This window comes from Sphingomonas tagetis (genome assembly GCF_024211275.1).
Classification (GTDB): domain Bacteria; phylum Pseudomonadota; class Alphaproteobacteria; order Sphingomonadales; family Sphingomonadaceae; genus Sphingomonas; species Sphingomonas tagetis.
This window is the reverse complement of record NZ_JAMLDX010000025.1, coordinates 19,776-39,477: the sequence shown is the minus strand read 5'-3', so window position 1 is coordinate 39,477 and position 19,702 is coordinate 19,776. Positions and strand designations below refer to the sequence as shown.

14 protein-coding genes and 2 pseudogenes are annotated in these 19,702 nt (G+C 59.7%); 10 read left to right on the top strand and 6 right to left on the bottom strand.

Annotated features, from left to right (window positions below; translation table 11 throughout):
• Nucleotides 1–9 precede the first annotated feature (9 nt).
• Nucleotides 10–1,377, bottom strand: coding sequence for an O-antigen ligase family protein (locus tag M9978_RS21090; protein ID WP_254296829.1), 1,368 nt, complete (start codon nt 1,375–1,377; stop codon nt 10–12).
• Between the two features lie 436 nt (nt 1,378–1,813).
• Here M9978_RS21090 and M9978_RS21085 point away from each other — a divergent pair, with 436 nt between their 5' ends.
• The 7 genes from M9978_RS21085 to M9978_RS21055 are packed head-to-tail and all read left to right on the top strand — an operon-like array spanning nt 1,814 to nt 9,337.
• The gene (locus tag M9978_RS21085) at nt 1,814–3,166 is read left to right on the top strand and encodes a lipopolysaccharide biosynthesis protein (protein ID WP_254296827.1); all 1,353 of its coding nucleotides are present in this window, start codon (nt 1,814–1,816) and stop codon (nt 3,164–3,166) included.
• 5 nt (nt 3,167–3,171) lie between these two features.
• Entirely contained in the window at nt 3,172–4,104 is a 933-nt protein-coding gene (locus M9978_RS21080; RefSeq protein ID WP_254296826.1) for a class I SAM-dependent methyltransferase, read from the top strand.
• Nucleotides 4,101–5,360 carry a glycosyltransferase gene (locus M9978_RS21075; protein ID WP_254296824.1) on the top strand — a complete coding sequence of 420 codons (1,260 nt, stop codon included), beginning with the start codon at nt 4,101–4,103 and terminating at the stop codon, nt 5,358–5,360. Before M9978_RS21080 ends, M9978_RS21075 begins: the two co-directional genes overlap by 4 nt.
• Complete coding sequence (locus tag M9978_RS21070; RefSeq protein ID WP_254296820.1) at nt 5,357–6,577, top strand: hypothetical protein; 1,221 nt, start codon at nt 5,357–5,359, stop codon at nt 6,575–6,577. The genes M9978_RS21075 and M9978_RS21070 overlap by 4 nt, the downstream gene beginning before the upstream one ends.
• Nucleotides 6,578–6,586: 9 nt before the next feature.
• A complete protein-coding gene (locus tag M9978_RS21065) occupies nt 6,587–7,489 on the top strand; it encodes a class I SAM-dependent methyltransferase (protein ID WP_254296818.1) in 903 nt (300 codons plus the stop codon).
• A complete protein-coding gene (locus tag M9978_RS21060) occupies nt 7,476–8,234 on the top strand; it encodes a glycosyltransferase family 2 protein (RefSeq protein WP_254296815.1) in 759 nt (252 codons plus the stop codon). Before M9978_RS21065 ends, M9978_RS21060 begins: the two co-directional genes overlap by 14 nt.
• 17 nt (nt 8,235–8,251) lie before the next feature.
• Nucleotides 8,252–9,337: a glycosyltransferase family 4 protein gene (locus M9978_RS21055; protein ID WP_254296813.1), complete on the top strand. Its 1,086-nt coding sequence runs from the start codon at nt 8,252–8,254 to the stop codon at nt 9,335–9,337.
• Between the two features lie 36 nt (nt 9,338–9,373).
• Here the strand turns inward: M9978_RS21055 and fcl are convergent, their stop codons facing one another.
• Nucleotides 9,374–10,306: a GDP-L-fucose synthase gene (gene fcl / locus M9978_RS21050; protein WP_254296811.1), complete on the bottom strand. Its 933-nt coding sequence runs from the start codon at nt 10,304–10,306 to the stop codon at nt 9,374–9,376.
• Nucleotide 10,307: 1 nt separating this feature from the next.
• Nucleotides 10,308–11,372, bottom strand: a complete 1,065-nt coding sequence (gene gmd, locus M9978_RS21045; RefSeq protein WP_254296809.1) for a GDP-mannose 4,6-dehydratase — start codon at nt 11,370–11,372, stop codon at nt 10,308–10,310.
• Between the two features lie 186 nt (nt 11,373–11,558).
• Between gmd and M9978_RS21040 the strand changes: the two genes are divergently transcribed.
• Entirely contained in the window at nt 11,559–12,752 is a 1,194-nt protein-coding gene (locus tag M9978_RS21040) for a glycosyltransferase family 4 protein (RefSeq protein ID WP_254296807.1), read from the top strand.
• On the top strand, nt 12,749–13,510 hold the full coding sequence (locus tag M9978_RS21035; protein WP_254296805.1) for a WecB/TagA/CpsF family glycosyltransferase: 762 nt from the start codon (nt 12,749–12,751) through the stop codon (nt 13,508–13,510). The genes M9978_RS21040 and M9978_RS21035 overlap by 4 nt, the downstream gene beginning before the upstream one ends.
• A gap of 204 nt (nt 13,511–13,714) precedes the next feature.
• Here M9978_RS21035 and M9978_RS21030 read toward each other — a convergent pair.
• Nucleotides 13,715–14,659 (bottom strand): annotated as a pseudogene (locus M9978_RS21030) (IS630 family transposase).
• 367 nt (nt 14,660–15,026) lie between these two features.
• On the opposite strand from M9978_RS21030, the pseudogene M9978_RS21025 reads away from it, so the two are divergent.
• Nucleotides 15,027–16,109, top strand: a pseudogene (locus M9978_RS21025) (IS256 family transposase).
• A 166-nt stretch (nt 16,110–16,275) separates the two neighbouring features.
• Here M9978_RS21025 and M9978_RS21020 read toward each other — a convergent pair.
• A complete protein-coding gene (locus tag M9978_RS21020; protein WP_254296803.1) occupies nt 16,276–17,901 on the bottom strand; it encodes a hypothetical protein in 1,626 nt (541 codons plus the stop codon).
• Nucleotides 17,902–18,166: 265 nt separating this feature from the next.
• Nucleotides 18,167–19,402, bottom strand: a complete 1,236-nt coding sequence (locus M9978_RS21015) for a sugar transferase (protein ID WP_254296800.1) — start codon at nt 19,400–19,402, stop codon at nt 18,167–18,169.
• Nucleotides 19,403–19,702 lie beyond the last annotated feature (300 nt).

Below are 19,702 nucleotides of genomic sequence, written 5' to 3'. Positions count from 1 at the left end.
TTCCGGCAGCTATAGAAGCTGCCTCGAGCCAGGTAAAGCCGAGCTACGGTCTTTATCTGGGTGCGCCGAGAGCCAGACCGCAGCAATCACCACCATCGCCATGATCAACGGCGTCCTGGCGGGATAGTCAAACACGCTGGCAATCATGACGAGCAACAACATCGCCGACCCCACCCGCGGGAGCATAGTCTCACGGTTCATCGGTGCGCGCCAGGCCCGGCCGGTTGCCCACCCCCACCAGACGAGCGCTGCGGACAGCAGCAACAGTCCAGGTAGGCCAGCGTCCAGCACCACCTCTAGAAAGTCGTTGTGCGCTTGGTTCAGGTAAGTCGGCTTCAGCAGATCGAGCGGCTCGCTGGCGCGAAACATCTGATCGAAGGTCCCCAGACCGGTTCCAGCCGGAAAATTGGCACGGGTCATGTCCCATATGATCGGCAGCACGCGACCGCGCAGGTCCTGTCCGGCATCGAGCGAAAGGACGCGCTGGATGGACACCGCCCGATCGGCAGCCACGCTGGCCAAGATCGCCGATATGAGGAGGGCAGGGACGGCAACGACGATCGCCGGAAAAACCCAGCGCGGGGCTTGCCGAAGTTCGCGTCGAAGTTCGGGCCATGACAGGATGCCGGCAATGCCGACCGCCAAGGCCCCTACTACCATGCCAACCCGAGAGCCGCTGGCGAGGATCGTCAGGGCGAATAACAGCATCAGGCTGAGGCCCGCGCCACCGCGCCATCGCATCGGACGATGCTCGCGAAATATCCAGACTGGCACAAGCAGGCAGCCCAGCGCCAGCAACAGCGCATAATGGTTGCGGTTGGCGAACATACCGCTGACGCTGCCCGGGGTGTCGTTAAGAAGCGGGTTGTCGAAGCCTGCCCCGGAAAACTGCATCACTCCAAGCACCATCGACGCTGCGGCTAACCCGAGACAGACGGTCGGCAGCCATTCGCTCTCATTCTTCGCTAGGGCCGACGTAAGCGCAAGAACGACTAGCGGGACGACAAGCCCAATGAGTGCGTTCAGGGTTCCTCCGGGCATCTGCGACCAGGTGCGCGTTGCACCCGCCACAGGAACCTCGGCAACGATATCACGAGCGGGAAGCGAACGCCAAAGGTCTTCGGGTAACGGTAGCAGTTGGATCACTGCGATCGCAAGTGCGGCGCCCATGAATATCCACACCGCCCTGGCCGAAGCAAGGCCCGGCCGTTGCCCGAACACGATCATGGCGATCAACGCCCCAAACGCTGCTGCCCGCACGATGATCTGCGCCGAGACATTACCGCGCGACGCTCCACCTGCGAACCACAACGCAGCGAGCAAGAGACACAGCATGATGAAATTGACGCCGGGGCGACGCGAGAGACTGAAACCCATTGCAGGCATCCCAATAGCGTTCAGGCGATCGTTTGCCTACTGGTTGTTTTGTTCCATGGGTTGGTAGCCCATCGTTGACACCATCGATGGCCAGCATGTAGCCGCTGCGCATCGTCTAGACGACAGCAACACTCTCGAATATGCGTCGCCGCGCTATCGTCCTGAGAACCGACTGCCGGCAACTTGGGCGAACCACCTCGGTTCACGCCGGATTTTGGAATGAACGCTTATTACGCAAAGACAGGCTTTTTCGAGTGCAATGCGGCCCGGTAAACGATCTACGGCTGCGGACCGAGATTTTCATGGCGGCGCAATCCGACATTCGCAACCGCCGCCCCGCGAGATACCGGGACAGCTCACCTCTAGGATGCCTTCTTTGCATGAGATACACCCATTCCAGCAGACGCAATAATCTTATTTGCACGGCCGCCCAATTATGCGTTCGCTAAGCAGATATATCGGGGAAGGGCGCGACGCCGCCCGCCTCAAGGTCGCGGGTCTTGCGTCATTGGCCAATTTTGGCAGCAAGGGCATCTCCATGCTGCTCATGATCGTCAGCGTCCACTATACGATCGGATATCTGGGATCGGCCCGGTTCGGCGTGTGGATGACGCTCATGAGCTTTGTGGCGATGCTAAGCTTCCTCGACCTCGGCGTGGGCAACGCGTTGACAAACCTGACAGCCGAGCGGACCGCGCGTGGAAACTCCGTCTACCTCCGACAAGCCATAAGTTCTGGACTTTTAATTGTGGCCGGCTGCGGGGTGACCGTCACCGTGGTGATGCTAGGCTTGGCGCAGATCGTGCCCTGGGCTCGCATGTTCCGCCTTACGGATCCGGCTATCGTCAGCGAAGCCAGGGCGGGCGGGACGGTGTTTGCCTTGGGCTTCGGTGCTGTCCTCTTCGCAGGCGGAGTTCAGAAGGTGTTGCTCGGGCTGCAGCGTGCCGCCTGGGGCCATATTGCTTCCATGTGCGCGAATGTAGTGGCAATCCTCTCGCTGATCATCGCGGCAGAGTACCGCGCCGGCGTTCCCATGCTGCTCGCGATCACACTGGCGGGGCAATCGATCAGTGCCCTTCCCCTCCTGGTCGCCCTCTGGAAGGAGGGGCTGTTCGACGTTGGAGCGGGTTGGGGAGCTATCGCAACCGAAGCGCCGCACATTCTGAAAAGCGGCGGTCTCTTCTTCGTGCTCCAAATCGGCTTCATGGTGGGATGGGGAGCGGACCTCCTGATCGTATCGTCCACGATGGGCGCGGCACTGGCTGCATCCTACGCCGTGGCACAACGACTTTTTCAGTTCGCCTCGATGCCAATCCAGATTCTCACCCAACCTTTGTGGGGCGCCTATGCGGACGCGCATGCCCGTGGCGACCGGACTTTCATCCGCCGTACATTGAAACTCAGCTTGGCCGGGGCCACGGCGCTCGCGCTGACCCTGGTCTCGCTTCTAATCCTAGTGCACATTCCACTCGTCGCGCGGTGGACGGAAGGCCGAATAGTTCTCCCGATATCATTTGTTTTAATCTATGGAATTTGGTCGGTAATCGAGGCTACGGCGGCGACTGCCTCGATGTATTTGAACGGCTGCCATATCATCCGACCGCAAGTCTTCGCCGTCATTAGTTTTTGCGTTATTTCCATTCCTGCTAAAATTATTTTGGGACATGTTTTGGGTTTGCAGGGTGTCGTTCTCGCCACGATCATCGCTTGGACGCTTGCCGTACCGGTTCTCTACGCGATATTCTTCAGGAACGATATTATGGAACCCGCGCAAGTTAGAGGAACCTGAATTACATGACGACCGCACCTTGCCCCCTTTGTCTCACGAATGAGACTTCGTTAGTTGAAGTCATTCACGGACAGAAACTCACCCGCGCCTGGTTCAAGAGCTACGGCATAAATATCGATCTTCACGGCGAAGATGTCAGTTACATCTGTTGCAATCGTTGCGACCTGAAGTTTTTCCATCCGCCGAGCGCAGGTGGGGGCGACCTTTACGACACCTTACAGAAGTTCGACTGGTATTATACGACTGCCAAGCCCGAATATGACATAGCGAAGCCTTTGTTGCCCGCTGAGGGCCCTATTTTAGAAGTCGGGTCGGGGAAGGCGGCATTTGCCTCCTACATTGGCACGCATCGATATACTGGCTTGGAATTCAGTGATGCCGCGTTTCGACGCGCAGCGGAGGCTGGCATCACATTGCTAAAAGAAACAATTGAGGATCATGCCGCCGCGCATCCGGCAGCCTATGACGGTGTCGTATCGTTTCAGGTGCTGGAGCATGTGACTGATCCGCACCGCTTCGTTCAAGGCTGTGTTCAGGCGCTCAAGCCTGGCGGAACGCTGGTCTTAGCTGTTCCGGATCACGAAGGGCTGTGCGGTATCGCGCAGAACAACATCCTAGATATGCCCCCACACCATGTCAGCCACTGGAGCGAGCAATCGCTACGGATGCTCGCCGAGCTCTACGACCTGGAAGTGGTGGTGATCGAGCGGGAGACGGTCTCCAGCCTGCACACCGCCTGGGCAGCCCGTGCGGTCGAAGAGCGCAAGCTTCGCCATCGCTTCGGCCTAGGCGAGACGCTCCTCGATACGTCGATCGTCGGAAGGGCAATTTCCAAATACGCCGGTCTTCGCGCGGCAGATCAGCCTGCCCCCGAGGACATGGCCGGTCACACCGTCGTGGCGTCTTATCGCAAAACCGCACGCCGTCGCGACGCATGAAGGTCGTACTGCTTTCCCAAGCCGACGCGCATGGCGGAGCAGCACGCGCCGCGCATCGCCTTCATACCGAGTTGCTCGCCAACGGCATTGATAGCTGGATGCGGGTGGGGCGACGCATGACCGACGATCCGCGTGTCGTGACGTCGCGCGGCAAAGTTGCCCGCGCGATCGAATTAGTGCGCCCCCGGATTGGAGAGGCCCTGCTTCGTCTCCAGAAAACCCCCAATCCCGTCCAGCATACGTTGGCGTGTCTTCCCTCGCAGCTATCGTCCAGCCGGCTGGTCCAGTCGGCAGATGTCGTCAATCTGCACTGGGTCGGGCAGGAGTTCATGTCGATCGGAGATATGGCCGCAATCGATCGCCCGGCGGTCTGGACGTTGCACGACATGTGGACCTTTTGCGGCTCGGAACATCTCAGCGACGGGCTGGTGAACGTCCGCTTCACCTCCGGCTATGCCAGCGACTCCCGTCCTAGGAACCACAGCGGCATCGATCTTGACAGCTGGACGTACAATCGCAAGCGGAAAGCCTGGACCCGCCGCCAAGTCGTCGTAACCCCGAGCACATGGCTGGCTGACTGCGCGCGACGTTCCGCGCTACTTCACAACTGGCCGGTCCACGTCATTCCCAATCCGCTGCCCGTAGATGTCTTCCGTCCGCTGGACCCTGCGACCGGGCGAGCCGCCTTTCGCCTTCCGACGGACGCCCCTCTCGTGCTCTTCGGGGCTCTTGGCGGCGCGGACAACATGATAAAGGGTGCCGACCTGCTGTGGTCAACTCTCCGAAGACTGGCGCAGCTGAGACCAGATTGCCAAGCAGTGGTGGTCGGACAAAGCAGGCCCGCAGTGACGCCCGAAATCGGCATGCCGCTCCACTATGTCGGGCGGTTGGCAGACGATCAATCGCTCGCCCTGCTCTACTCAGCCGTCGACGTTGTCGTCATTTCGTCCCGTATCGAAAACCTTCCGCAATCGGGCACGGAAGCCCATGCCTGCGGAACGCCGGTCGTCGCCTTCGACGTCGCTGGCCTTCCCGACGTCGTGGATCACCGGACCACCGGCTATCTGGCGAAGGCCTACGATACAGAAGAGATGGCAGCGGGCGTGGCTTGGGTCTTAGAAGATCCCGATCGCCGCAGGGCTCTGGGGGAACAGGCCCGCCAGCGCGCCGTTTCACGCTGGTCGCCGGCGGCGATTGTGCCGCTGTACCTAGATGCCTATGCCGCTGCTCAAATGCTATACGAGAAGCACGGATGAACGAAATCGCCTCCCACAGGTCCCAGCGGCGCAAGGAGTTGGCGATCGTCTTCCTGCTGATTATGGTCAGCGGCAATCCGGCATTTTCTAGCTCGCTGGCCTCACCCGTCATCCTATTACCGCTGACGCTGTATTTGCTGTTTTTTCATCACGCGACCGACGATAGCGGCTTCTACAAGAAGCTTTCGATCTTAGGCCTCGGCTTCTTTGCGATCTTGGTGATCCATGCGCTCCAGTTCAATGTCTATGCGATCAACGCATCGGCGTTCTTCCTGCTCAAGATCTTCTCCGGCGGGCTTGTAATTCACAAGATCGGCCCTCGCTTTCCTGAGCGCCTGTTTTCAATCGTGTTCTTTATCAGCCTTGTCAGCCTGATCTGCTACGCTGTGCTCCTCACTGTCGGCCCCGACGCGATGCCGGGCTACGAGGACCCCGAACTGCTTGGTCAGAACGTTAAGTCGATGCTAATTTTTACAACGCTCATGACCGATGAATGGTGGCGCAATTGCTCCCTGCTATGGGAACCCGGAGCGTTCCAAGCGATCATCAACCTTTCGCTGGCCCTTCTTCCCATATCGTCTTGGCTGGCGCCGCAGCGCCGCTTGAGAATGATCTGCGTCTTGCTGGCGCTGCTGACGACCTTCAGCACGACCGGATATCTGCTGTTCTTTCTTCTGGCCATATTGAAGTTCTCGCAGATCAGGCAGTCTTGGCTTATCCGGTTGCCACTAATCGCCCTGGCGGTGGTTACCTCGGTGGTCGCCACGTTCGAACTGGATTTTCTTGGCGACAAGATCGCCGGACAGTATGAAAGGTCGTTCGATACACTAGATTTTGCCCCGGATCGCTTCGGGTCCTTACTTTTCGATATCCACTACATCGAAAAAAACCCAGTGTTCGGCAATGGATTGACGGAAGAAACTCGCCTTGCCGATAACCCGGAGCTCCACGGGCTCAGCCTGGGGCACAGCAACGGCCTAAGCAATTTCGTGGCCACCTTTGGATTTTTCGGCGCGCTCCTCTACTTTTTCTGCTTGCTCACTGGGCAGACCGGACTTACGCGCGGAGATCGTATCGTTCTGGCGATCGCGGTTGGCGTGATTGTCTTCAGTGAACAATTTCTCGGCTATGCGCTATTTCTCGGCCTTCCGTTTCTGCGTTTGATGGACCTGCGATCGACGGTGACACATCGGCCGCTCGTCGCTATCCCTTCTTAGCAAGCGTGTGTGATCAAGGCCCTTGTTTCCCCCACGCCCCTTTCTTCGACACGCAGCAAAAGCGCTCCGCAGATGAACACCTCTGACCCTAAAATTGAAGCTGCTTTGCGGGGAGAGCGCCTTTACGGCGACGACTTCGATGCCGACGAGATCGATGCTTGGTTTGCGGATGAGGTCGAGGGCTATACGAACCTCGATCACACTGACAGCCTGACCGACGCCTACCACTACAGCGCGCTCGACGCAGCCTATGCTTGGCGTTCGCTGCCCCCGGGTCAGCTCGACATCATCGGCCTGGGCAGCGCTTGGGGCTCGGAATTCAAGCCGTTGGTAGGCCGTGTGAGATCCCTCACGATCGTCGAGCCAGGCGCCAAATTCTGGCGAAGGGACGTCGCGGGGATCCCGGCAAAATATGTCATGCCTGAGCCGTCCGGGCGCCTGCCGTTCGACGACGCTTCCTTCGACGTTGGCACCGTCTTCGCGGTGTTACACCATATTCCCAATGTCTCGCAGGTACTGGCGGAAATGGCCCGAGTCCTGCGCCCGGGCGGGAAGTTGCTCGTACGCGAACCCGTGACCTCGATGGGCGATTGGCGTAATCCAAGGCGCGGCCTGACGCGCCGGGAGCGAGGCTTGCCGAAGGATTTCATCGCGACGCTGAGTGATCGGATCGGCATGGACGTCACCCGGGAACATCTGGTCGGATTTGGCCCCCTGCTAAATCTCGCGACACGAGGCAGTGACGCCACGCCGTGGAACAACACGCTGTTCGTGAAAGTCGATCGCCTTTTCTCTAAAATGACGCGGTGGAACTGGAGCTATCACCGGACGCAGTTTCTTCGGCGCTTTGCCCCGACAATGGGCTGCTGGGTGCTGACCAAGCGCAGCGATGGTCGCAATGCCGCAGAATGACCCTGCTGCGCCCCGCGTTTCGATTATCACGGTAGTCTTCAACGCTCGCGCACTCTTGGAGCAGACCATTGCGGCGATCGACGTGCTGGACTATCCCGATATCGAGCATGTCATCATCGACGGCGGGTCGACCGATGGGACAACAGACATATTAAACCGTGATCGACGGGTCACGGTCCGCAGTCTGTCGGAGCCGGATCGGGGCATCTACGACGCGATGAACAAGGGAATTCATCTCGCGTCGGGCGACTATCTATGGTTTCTTAACGCCGGGGACTCACCCGCCACTCCCGATGTCTTGAAAGCGCTGCTGACCGGGCCATCGCCGGATGTCCTCTACGGCGATACAAACTTGATCGACGAGCAGGGACGTCTGTCAAACGTTGCTAAGGCGCCGGCGACGCTGTCGTCTGGAACGATGATCTGGGGCATGCGCGTATCGCATCAGTCGATCATGTTCCGGCGGAGCATCGTCCCACTGTACGACCTACAATACTCCTATATCGCCGATCAGAAGTGGATTGTCGACGCGCTGAAGAAAGCAGACACAACCCTCCACATTTCTGGTCCCATGTCCAATTACCTGCTGGGCGGACTGTCGCAAAAATCTTTCCACAAGTTCTGGTTCGAAAAGGTGCGCTATTCCTTCAACGACCGGCCTCTGGTAGTTGCCACCTGCGTAACATTCAAGGATCTGTTCCTTGCCGCCCGGTTTTATCTGGGCGCGCTGGTTCGTGGCAGCTAGCGCGCAATCTGTTCGTCATGAAATGCGCCATCATTACAAACATTCCGGTGCCGTACCGCAACCCGATATGGTCTCGCCTGCCGCGCGGAGACTATGTGGCGATCTTCTGCGCGCGCACAGAAGGAAATCGCGAATGGCGCCTTCCGCCTCCGAACTTTGATCATGTCTTCCTAGCCGAGAACATCCGCGACCTGCCAGATGGCTACAATTTCGTTCACAACAATCCTGACGTCTGGAGAGTCCTGAACAGGATCAAACCTGAGGTCGTTGTGACGACCGGTCTCAATCCCACGCATCTCTATGCAATTATTTGGGCAAAGATGCACAAGGCTGCACACGTCTACATGACCGACGGAACCGAACTATCAGAGCAGAACATGGGTTGGAAGCATCGCCTACTGCGCAGGCTGGTGATCCGCGGCGCTTCGGCCGGTGTGGCTGCCAGCTTATCCGGTAAGCGCCTGCTTGAAGGATATGGGCTGGCCCGGGATCGCATTTTCCTGAGCAGGTTGTGCGCGGACAACGCGAAGTTCTCGCCTCTGCCATTGTCAGAGCGGCCGTACGACGTCTTGTTCTGCGGCCAGTTGCACGAGCGCAAGCTTCCCTACTTCTTCGTTGAGACATGCGCGGAGATTCGCAGACGGCGCGGCACCTGCAGGGCACTGGTCCTTGGCAACGGACCTGAGCGGGAAGCTGTGCTGAACGCGCTACGTGATGCGGGCATCGAGATTACCGCTCCGGGATTCATCCAGCCTGACCAGCTCGCGAACTGGTACCCTAAAGCGCGGTTGCTCTTGTTTCCCACTCGACTGGATCCCTGGGGAGTGGTTGCCAACGAAGCCATGGCCTCGGGCACTCCGGTCGTCACCACGCCAGCTGCCGGCGTGGCGGCCGATCTCGTCATCGACTATGTCAATGGCAGGATCCTGCCGGACGAGGTGCAGGCCTGGGCGACGGCATGCGTTGAACTACTCGACAATCCGTCTCGCTGGCAGACCCTGTCGACCCAAGCCTTCCACGACGTCCAAGCGTTCAACTACGCAGATGCAGCAGCAGGCCTCGAAGCGGCGTGCGAAAGGGCTGTTTTAGAAGCGGGACGATAGACATTGGATTTGCATGCATATGCGGCAGCTTCCGCCCTATCGATGATTTCCGGTTTGGTAGGCTGCATAGCTATGGGCGATACCATCTCTAAGCGGGGTCGAGGCCCGCCAACCGATCTCGGCAAGACGAGACACATCCATCAGCTTTCGCGGCGTGCCGTCTGGCTTCGATTTATCGTAGACGATAGGGCCGTCGTACTCCAAGACGTCCATTACGAGCTTGGTAAGATCGGCAATTGTGATGTCTTCACCGGTCCCGACGTTGACATGGTGGTAGCCGGAATAGTTCTTCATCAGATACACGCAGGCATCGGCACAGTCGTCGACATATAGAAATTCTCGGCGCGGCGTGCCCGTCCCCCAGACGACCACTTCGCCACCTCCGGCCTTAGCTGCTTCCACCTTGCGAATGAGGGCGGGCATGACGTGGCTGGACTGCAGGTCGAAATTATCTCCTGGCCCGTAGAGATTGGTCGGCATGGCCGAGATATAGTCACGACCATATTGACGCCTGTATGCTTGGGCCAGCTTGATGCCAGCGATTTTGGAGATCGCGTACCATTCGTTGGTCGACTCCAGCGGTCCCGTTAGCAGGGCATCCTCGGTGATGGGTTGCGGAGCCAACTTGGGATAGATGCAGCTCGACCCGAGGAAGAGCAGTTTCTCCACGTCAGTCTGGTGGGCGCCCGATATGATCGCCGTCTCAATCAGCAGGTTGTCAAGCAGGAAATCAACAGGATGGCTATCATTCGCTAGGATGCCGCCGACCTTAGCCGCCGCGAGGAAGATCGCGTCAGGGCGATTGTCACACATCCAACCCAGCACGCCAGCCTGATCGCGCAGATCGACCTCGCGACGATCCACCGTAAGGACGTCACACCCCTCCGTCGTCAGGCGCCGCACTATCGCCGATCCTACCATGCCGCGGTGGCCAGCAACCCATACCCGCTTTCCCGTCAGGTCGTACATGTTAGGCGCCCTTGCCGATCGGTGCGCTTTGCATGACCTTGAGGTCCGCCTGGACCATTTCTCGCGCCAGATCGCGCGGCGAGGTTTCGTGATGCCAGCCCAGCTTCTCCCGCGCCTTCGACGGATCGCCGATAAGGAGTTCGACCTCAGTCGGGCGGAAATAACGCGGATCGATCGCGATCAGGAGACGCCCGCTCTTCGCGCAATAGCCTTTCTCGTCTGCCCCCGACCCGCGCCATTCCAGCGTGACTCCCGCATCCTCGAACGCCCATTCGACGAAGGTGCGGACCGGCGTGGTTTCTCCAGTAGCCAGCACATAATCGTCGGGCTCGTCCGTCTGCAGCATCATCCACATGCCGCGCACATATTCGCGAGCATGTCCCCAATCGCGACGCGCGTCGAGGTTGCCGAGGTATAGCCTGTCCTGCCGTCCCAGCGCGATCGCGGCGGCCGCGCGCGTAATTTTGCGCGTGACGAAGGTCTCGCCACGCATCGGGCTTTCATGATTGAACAAGATGCCGTTGGAGGCGTGCATACCATAGGCTTCTCGATAATTGACGACGATCCAGTAGGCGTAAAGCTTTGCCGCTGCATACGGACTGCGCGGGTAGAACGGTGTCGTCTCTCGCTGCGGTACTTCCTGAACCAAGCCGTAGAGCTCGGACGTCGACGCTTGGTAGAATCGGCAGGACTTCTCCATGCCTAAGATTCGAATCGCCTCCAGAAGGCGCAGCGTGCCGATGCCGTCGGCGTTTGCAGTATATTCCGGCGTTTCAAAGCTCACCTGGACATGGCTCTGCGCTGCTAGATTGTAGATTTCATCCGGCTTGGTTTCCTGGACGAGGCGGATCAAGTTGGTGGAGTCCGTCATGTCGCCATAATGAAGCGAGAATTGAGGGTCCTCTATGTGTGGATCCTCGTAGATATGTTCGATTCGGCCCGTATTGAAAGAGGAAGACCGCCGCTTCAATCCGTGAACCCGGTAGCCCTTTTCAAGCAAAAGTTGCGCGAGGTAGGCGCCGTCTTGCCCCGTGGTGCCCGTAATCAGCGCGGTCTTCTGGGACATTCAAAACTCCATATCGATGAGTCAGCGCGAAAGGCCCTATCGCGCGAGGTGCCTGCTCATAGCGAAATACGCTCTTTAGGGAAGCCGAAGACCGCACGAGAACGCGCTTGGGGTTCTCGTCCCCGACGTGCCTACGCGCGGCACGGTGCAGACAAACCAGAATGCCTAGCATATAGGCTCGGCAGAATGCGTATCGTGATCGCCCACAACTATTACGGCTCGTCCTCACCATCCGGTGAGAACGAGGTCGTCACTGCCGAGGCGGAACTGTTACGGTCCCATGGGCATGAGGTCATGATGTTCGAGCGGCATAGCGACAGCATCCGCGACCGTGGCATTACCGGCGCGACAACAGGCGCACTTTCCGTTCCCTGGAATCCCTTTTCGGCGCGAAAGATGCGCGAGGTGGTGGCATCTTGGAAACCGGATATCCTCCATGCCCACAACACTTTTCCCCTGATTTCGCCGGCGATTTTCCCGGCGGCCGCCGGGGGGCCTGCGCGTGTGCTGACGCTCCACAATTATCGCCTGCTGTGCGCAGCCGGAATTCCGATGCGCGACAATCGCCCATGCACCTTGTGCATCGAGAAGCGCAGCGTCGCACCAGCCTTGCATTATGGCTGCTACCGGGACAGCAGGATCGCTACAGTTCCACTCGCGGCGGGTATTGCCCTCCACCGCGCCCGGGGGACATGGCATAAGGACGTCGAGGCACTGATCGCGCTGACAGATTTCCAGCGCGACCTGCTGTCGCGAGGGGGGCTCCCGGCCGCCATGATCGAGGTCAAGCCGAACTTCTATCCGGGCCGCCCCCACGTCAGGAGATGGGATGAGCGTCCGCCGCATTGCGTTTTCGTGGGCCGTCTTTCGCCCGAAAAGGGGGTCCTTAAGCTGATCCGTGCCTGGCGGAAATGGGGAGGGGATGCGCCGAGCCTTCTCGTCATCGGTGACGGCCCGCTCCGCAGCGAGCTCGAACGAGAGGCAGCAGGCGCTAGGGTGTCGTTCCTCGGCCAATTACCGCGCATCCAAACCGAACGCCATATCGCCGAAGCCCGCCTCCTGATCCTGCCATCGGAATGTTTCGAAGGCTTTCCGATGGTCGTCCGCGAGGCCTTCGCCTTCGGCACCCCGGTTGCCGTATCTGACCTCGGAGCATTGCCCTCGATCGTGGGTGGCGGGCGCCTGGGATTTCTGCTCGACCCGTTCGACGACACGGCCGTGACAGACCGTCTCCGCAGGATCTGGGCAGATTCGTCGCGCCTCCGGCAGATCGGGGAAGCTGGTAACCGCGAATTTCTCCTGCGCTACACCGCAGACGCGAACATCAAGATCCTGCACCGGATTTACGACCGAGCGCTCGAACGTCGGAAACAAGCATGACAGATAGCGAGATCATCCTCGGCTACCGGGTCAGCACCTTGACCCTGGATACCCTGATCGATGAGTTGGACGCGACGCGGAAGGCGCTCCGGCCGTGCCGCTGGCTTGCGTGCCTCAACCCCCATTCCTATGCCACTGCCCTACAGGACCTGTCATTTCGCGACGCCCTGAATGCGGCGGACTGGCTGATCCCGGACGGTGTCGGTATCGTCATCGCATCCCGGGCACAGTCCGGGCAGGTCGTCGACCGTATCACGGGGTGGGACGTCTTTTCGGGGCTTCACACGCGGCTCGATCACGCCGGGGGGGGACGCATATTCCTGTTGGGTTCATCCGAAGAGACGCTGGCCAAGATGGAAGCCAAACTCGCTCAGGACTTCCCGCGGGTGTCCGTCGTAGGGAAGCTGTCCCCGCCCTATCGATCCGAATTCACCGCCGCCGAAACCAACTTAATGGTCGATACGGTAAATGCCAGCGGTGCCGATATCCTCTGGGTGGCAATGACCGCGCCGAAACAGGAGAAATGGATTCACGCGAACTGCAGCCGGCTCGATGTCCGTCTCGCCTTTGCAGTAGGTGCCGTCTTCGATTTCTATGTCGCCAATGTCCCCCGCTCGTCGGTATTGTATCAGCGTCTTGGCCTAGAGTGGCTGCCACGCCTTCTCCGAGAGCCACGCCGGCTGTGGCGTCGCACCTTTGTATCCGCACCCATCTTTCTACTGCATGTGATACGCGCGAAGATTGGTCGCCCTAGGTAATCGCCGGAACTGTCTCGGCTGGAGACGGTCGTCTATATACCGTTCCTGCGGCTGCTCCCGACGGAGCGGCACAATCGGCCGAGCCTGCCGTCAACGCGAGTAGCTATATCTATTTCTCCACGGCCGGACCTTGACCGACCAATTGCATCGACGCACTTCGATTTCATGGGGCATTAAGTCTCGCGCGACTAGAGCGACTTTCATTCATTCCGGTTCATGGCCGCAAGATTTGAAGTAGTTGGCGCATTCGACGGGCTGGAAGATGTCGACGAGCCTGCCGATCAGGTCCCACAGCCCGCCGACGGCGCGCTCACCTGCCTTGCGGAGCATGGCCTTGAGTCGGGAGAAGGCCTTCTCGATGGGGTTGAAGTCCGGGCTGTATGGCGGACGGAAGCGCAAGGCTGCGCCGGCCGCTTCGATCCTCTCCTTCACTGCCACCCGCTTGTGGCTTGAGAGGTGTCAATGATGACGATGTCGCCGGGCCGCAGTTCGGAGACCAGGACCTGCGCCACATAGGCCTCGAACCAGTCGCCGGTGATCGGCCCGTCGAGCACCATCGGTGCGACCATGCCGGTCATGCGCAGGCCCGCGACCAGCGTGGTGGTTTTGCGGTGGCCGTGAGGGAAGCCCATCCCCAATCGCTCGCCTTTCGGGCAGCGACCGTGGCTGCGTGTCATATTGGTGGCGGTCCAGGTCTCGTCGATGAAGACGAGGCGCTCGGTTCGAGGTCGAGCTGGTCATCGAACCAATGCCGACGTTGCCTCAGGACATCGGGACGGTCCTGCTCGACCGCGTGCCCGGTCTTTTTTTGCGCGTGATCCCATGACGCACGAAAAAGCGATGCACCGTGCCGATCCCAGCCGGGGCGCCGCGTTCGATCAGCCGCGCCTGAACCTCAACCAGAGTCATGTCTCCCTGCTCGGCGATCAGCTCGCGGATGAAGCCACCATGCACCTCGATCCTGCCCGAATGACGGTCACCGCCGCGCGGCTTGGCCAAAGGCTGACCGTGCTCCAGGGCAATACGTCGCCAGCAGATCGCACTCGACACGCTGACACCGAAGCGCGCCGCTGCCGCACGGCAACTCAGGCCGCCATCAATCGCTGCAACAACCCTGTCCCGCAGATCCTGTGAGAGCGTTCGCGCCATCCATGCCGGCCTCCTGCCACCAGCAGAAAGGCTGAATCACAAATCCGCCGACAAGGAAATCCACAACGAGGCAATTCGTGTGGAAACCGCTCTAGCCCCGCATTGAGACCGGGGCCAGGACGTCCAGAACGCAGCGGAAAGAGACGACCCGCCCTCACCTTCTCTGGGTAGGCCGAACCCCGTCCTTATATATGGAGATGAGGCCCCCGCCGTTTTCGTCGCGCTAGCGTCCGCGGTCGTGGTGTAGATGACGGTGTAACCGGGGGGTGGGGCCGAGGCCTCACCCTCGGCGGCCGATCTGGTGGCCACCGGGCTCATCGGTAAGGTGGAAGCGTCGAAGCTTCACCCCACCGAGGAGTTAATCCCGATGACCGACGACAGACTACCGCTTGCCGAGCTGAGGCGAAGACCAGAGATGGCGACTTTACTCCACGCAGTCGCCGAGAGCGTGCTGCAGATCATCATGGAGGCAGATGTCGATGGCCTGATCGGCGCCGGCCGCCACGAGCGTTCGGGCGAGCGCAGCACCTGGCGCAACGGCTACCGTGATCGCGCGCTCGGTACCCGGCTCGGGACGCTCAACCTCAAGATCCCCAAGCTCAGGACCGGGGCCTACTCCCCGGGCTTCCTTGAGCCGCGTAAGTCCGCCGAGAAGGCGCTGGTGTCGGTGATCCAGGAGGCGTGGATCGCTCGCCGGCGAGTGGCCGTATCTCTGACTCGACGCTACGTACCTCAACGTGCGCGAGGGCGGGCGCATCGTCAGGGTCGCCGCAATAATAGCCGTCGCGGTCATCACCGAGGGTAAGCGCGAGGTCGTCGGGTTGCACATCGGTCCGAGCGAGGCCGAGCCGTTCTGGTCGACCTTACTGCACGACCTCGTGCGCCGCAGTCTCAAGAGGGTGATGCTGGTCATCTCCGACGCCCACGAGGACCTCAAGGCGGCCATTACCCGCGTCGTCGGCGCCACCTGGAAGCGCTGCCGCGTCCACTTCATGAGGAACGCCCTGGCACACGTTCCAAAGGGCCAGAACACCGTCGTCGCCGCCGCGATCCGCCAGGTTTTCCTCCAACCCGATCAAACCACCGCGACCCAGACTGGGCGCCGTGTCGCCGACCAGTTGCGCGGGCGTTGGCCAAAGCTCGGGGACTGCATGGGTGCCGCCGAGCACCACGTGCTCGCCTACATGACCTTCCCCGAGCAGCACCGGGTCAAGCTTCACAGCACGAATCCGTTGGAACGCTTGAACAAGCGGGGAAGCGCCGCGCCGACGTTGTCGGCATCTTCCCTACCGAGGACAGCATCACCCGACTGATCGGCGCCGTTATGCTCGAGCAGAAGGACGAATACCAGCTCCAGTGCCGCTACATGCAGCTCGAAGGCATGACCGCGCTCGCCACACCCCAGATAGAGGAGATCACACAGCTACAGATTACGCCCAAGGCCGCCTGACGATGCGGCCCGGCGCCACACCGAAATTACACCACGTTGACGGACGTGACCTTCGTCGCCGATGCTCCCACGAGAGGTTCCTTGGAGAGGACGTGCCTTTTCTTGTCTCTAAGAGAAAGCAGGTGCGCGCCGAAAGAGTTCCTTGAGCCGCGGCTGCGCCCACGGTTCAGGTCCAGTTGCCGATCCTGCCTAGCACGGTCCATTCGCCGAGACCGCTCTTCTCCACGGTCAGAGCATCGCGGCTCGCGCTGCTCGTGAGGCTGGGCAATCCGTTGATCGCGTCGGAGCCGCTCGGCCGGACCGTCATGGGGTGACCGGACTGCACCGAGAACCGCACCCGAAATCCGGCGGCGACATGGGCAAGAGGAGGCAGGCGGAAACCAGATGGCGCTTCGGCTCCGAGGTTCGTGAAAAGCTTATCGTGATCGTGTACCGTGACGTTGCCGCCCGCTGCGGCATCGATCGGCGGCCACAGCCCCATCGGGCGGGAGATGGACGGGAAGGCGCCCCGGACCGGTGACCGCGAATGCTCAATCCGGAATTGCCGACGGAAGTGCTCGGCAAGGACATAGGGGACAGTCTTTCCGCTATCGTAGGCATCGGCGTAAACGCTGCCGATCGCTTCGTTGGACAGAAATGGGTCGCACGTGATATCCGGACGCTGCGGATTTGATCTCGTGTGATTACGGACGAACGCGCTTGTTCGTGATCCAGCCGCCCCATGAGCATGTTTGCAGTTGCGGAAGGTCAGAGTCCCGGGTTCGCTTCCCGCATCGCCGTAGCGAAGAGTCACTATGTCGCCATTCAACCGGTTTTGCTCGAACCGGCAGTTGTCGAAGAGATAGTCGATCCCGCTCAGGTCGCCGGGGCAATCGATATCGATAAAGCTCAACACACCGTTATCGAGATTGGCATCGCGCACCGTGACGGTGCCCACGCTGCCGTTCAGCCTGAAGCGCAGAACGCTTCGACCGCAGACCGCGCTCACTCCTGAAAACCCGTCCTTGATGAAAGGATAGGCGGTGAAAGCCTGAATGATCATGTTGACCGGCGATGAGGAATAACCCGCCGTCGCGACGGACACGATGTCGAGAAGCGCATGCTGGCCATGGACATCCGAGATCTTGAACCCTGGCGTGACGTCGCCTTCGATGTAGAGGCAATGCACGGCTCGGCGGTTGGCGAAAAGTGCCACGTCCTTGATGCCGCCCCACGCGTGATCAAAACCTTTCCACGTGATCATGGCGCCAGCGGCATTGTCCTGTGTTATCGGGTCCAGCGCATCGCCGACGTAGCTTATGATGGGCTTCACTGGTCCGAGACCCATCAGGCCTGTGGCAGGGCCAAGGACCAGCTGCTTGCTGATACGATAAGTATCCGCCGTCGGCAGCAGGATCGCGTTGCGCTCGCCGATCTTTTCCACGTCAGCAATAAGCTGCTGCAGATGCGGCCAGGCATCGTCGGTGTCGTGGCTGAACCCCGGCGGAAGCGCCTGCTGCTTTGCGTTTACGACGCTGCCTTCCATCCACTTTCGCAGCGAGAGTGAAGGCGCGCATTTGAAGCGACTATCGCGCGCAGCGATGGAATCCGTCGTCTGCCTCACCCATGCGCCGACGGATGCGGGCACGCGGGAACTGTGCACGATGGTTATGAAAGGCTGGTCCTCGTCACTTCGATAGGGTGCTTTGTGGGTTTCCCACTGGAACGGAACCCCGCCCCACAACATGGTGCTCCGCTCAATCGGCGCGTCCTTCAGTTGCCGTAAAGTGACGGCAACGTGTTCGGCAGGCATGGTTTCCGCTCTCGATCGTGTCGGAACAGATGCCAGTAAAGCTGTCGCCACGCTGGCTAGACTATCCCGCCGCGTAATCCGCTTTGCCATAATCAAGAATCCTTCGCAGTCGTCTGGCCCCGCGCACGCGCCGCAGGGCAACACCCACTATAAAGACGCCAGCCTGACGTAAGGTAATAAATCCCCACGTCGGGTCGTGGTCGGATGGTGTCGGGATTGTCTTGCAAGTTCTGTGGGATGACGACACTTGCCGAACATCGAAGCGCTAACGATGACCGAAGCCGTTCAGCATCGTGCTGACCGTTCTCAGGGCGATCAACAGGTCCAGCCACGCCGAAAAATTCTGGATATAGTAAAAATCAAATCCCAACTTGGTCGAGACAGAATCGATATCGCTGACATGCCCTTGGTTAACCTGCGCCCACCCGGTGATTCCAGGACGGACAATATGACGGTAGAAATAGAACGGGATTTCGTCCTCATACCATGTAGATAGAGCGATAGCCTCGGGTCGGGGGCCAATCCAGCTCATTTGACCGCCGATGATATTGAAGATTTGCGGCAGTTCGTCGATCCGACTGCGTCGCAGGAAGCGGCCAATCCGCGTGATCCGAGGATCGCCGTCTTCGGTCATCGCCGCAGAACGCGGGTCGGGTCCTCCTTCAAGAGTGACGCGCATAGTTCGGAATTTATAGATACGGAAAGGCTTCCCGCGATAGCCCATCCGCTCCTGCCGAAACAGCACCGGTCCTGCCGAATCCAGCTTGATGATAAAGGCTACGCATAGCATCGGTAGCGATAGGATCGGCAGCAGCACAATGACCGCTACGAGGTCTATGATGCGCTTGACTTTGCGATACGCCAAGTTCGGCAGCATTGAGCCAAAGCTGTTCTCGGAAATATGCTCGATCGATACCCGTCCGGTTAACGATTCACGCAACTGCTTGATATGATAAACCGGATGCCCGGCGACGGCAGCATGAGCGAGCATCTGTTCCCAAGCTTGCTCGTGATCGTACCGCAGGTCGGCAACGATCACCGCATCGGGATCGTCCGGAATTTGCGGTGATTCAATGACAATCCACTCGGTATTCGGCGACCGGTACGCGACTTCGTAGCGACCAAAGGGAACCAGATAAAATCGCCGTACCGCCCGACGCAGTACGTAGAAGTCCAGGCTGAGAGCGACCGACAGCGACAATATTAAGGACAGTAGAAGCATTGGCCGATTGTAGTCGAGACGGAGGATCAGGATCGCCGAAAGAACGATACTGAATGCGCCAGCATAGGTCGGCAAAACAAACCGGAATGCGCGTATCCCGGGGAATGACGTGACCCGCCGATGCAGGGTAACCGCCAGCATGACGGCGAGAACGGCTGCCACAACGCTATTCTCAATCCCTCTGGTAGCGACTCGATCCACCCCATATCTTCCGGGAGCGATCAGCAGCAGCGGCACCAGAACGCCGAAAACGATACCGAAGATGATCTGGACGCGCATCCGTTCCAGGAAGAGTATAGATTTGGTCCGAGTTGGACTGACACGAGTCAGAAGCATGGGGGCCCTATGAAGCGTTGATAGATATTTGGCTTACCAAAAATGCCGGCACGTGTGAGCCTCGCATTCAACGCAGGGCGCTTTACTAACAGGATTTTCCTTAACGCGTGTCTTTTTGGACGCGCTAAATCCCCCACCAAGCTTTCTCGGCGCTTCCTGAGCACGTCTTTGAACGCCTCGGTGATCAACGCCTGCAGGCTTCGACTCTGACGGCGCGCCGGCATGTACATCGCAAACAACTTT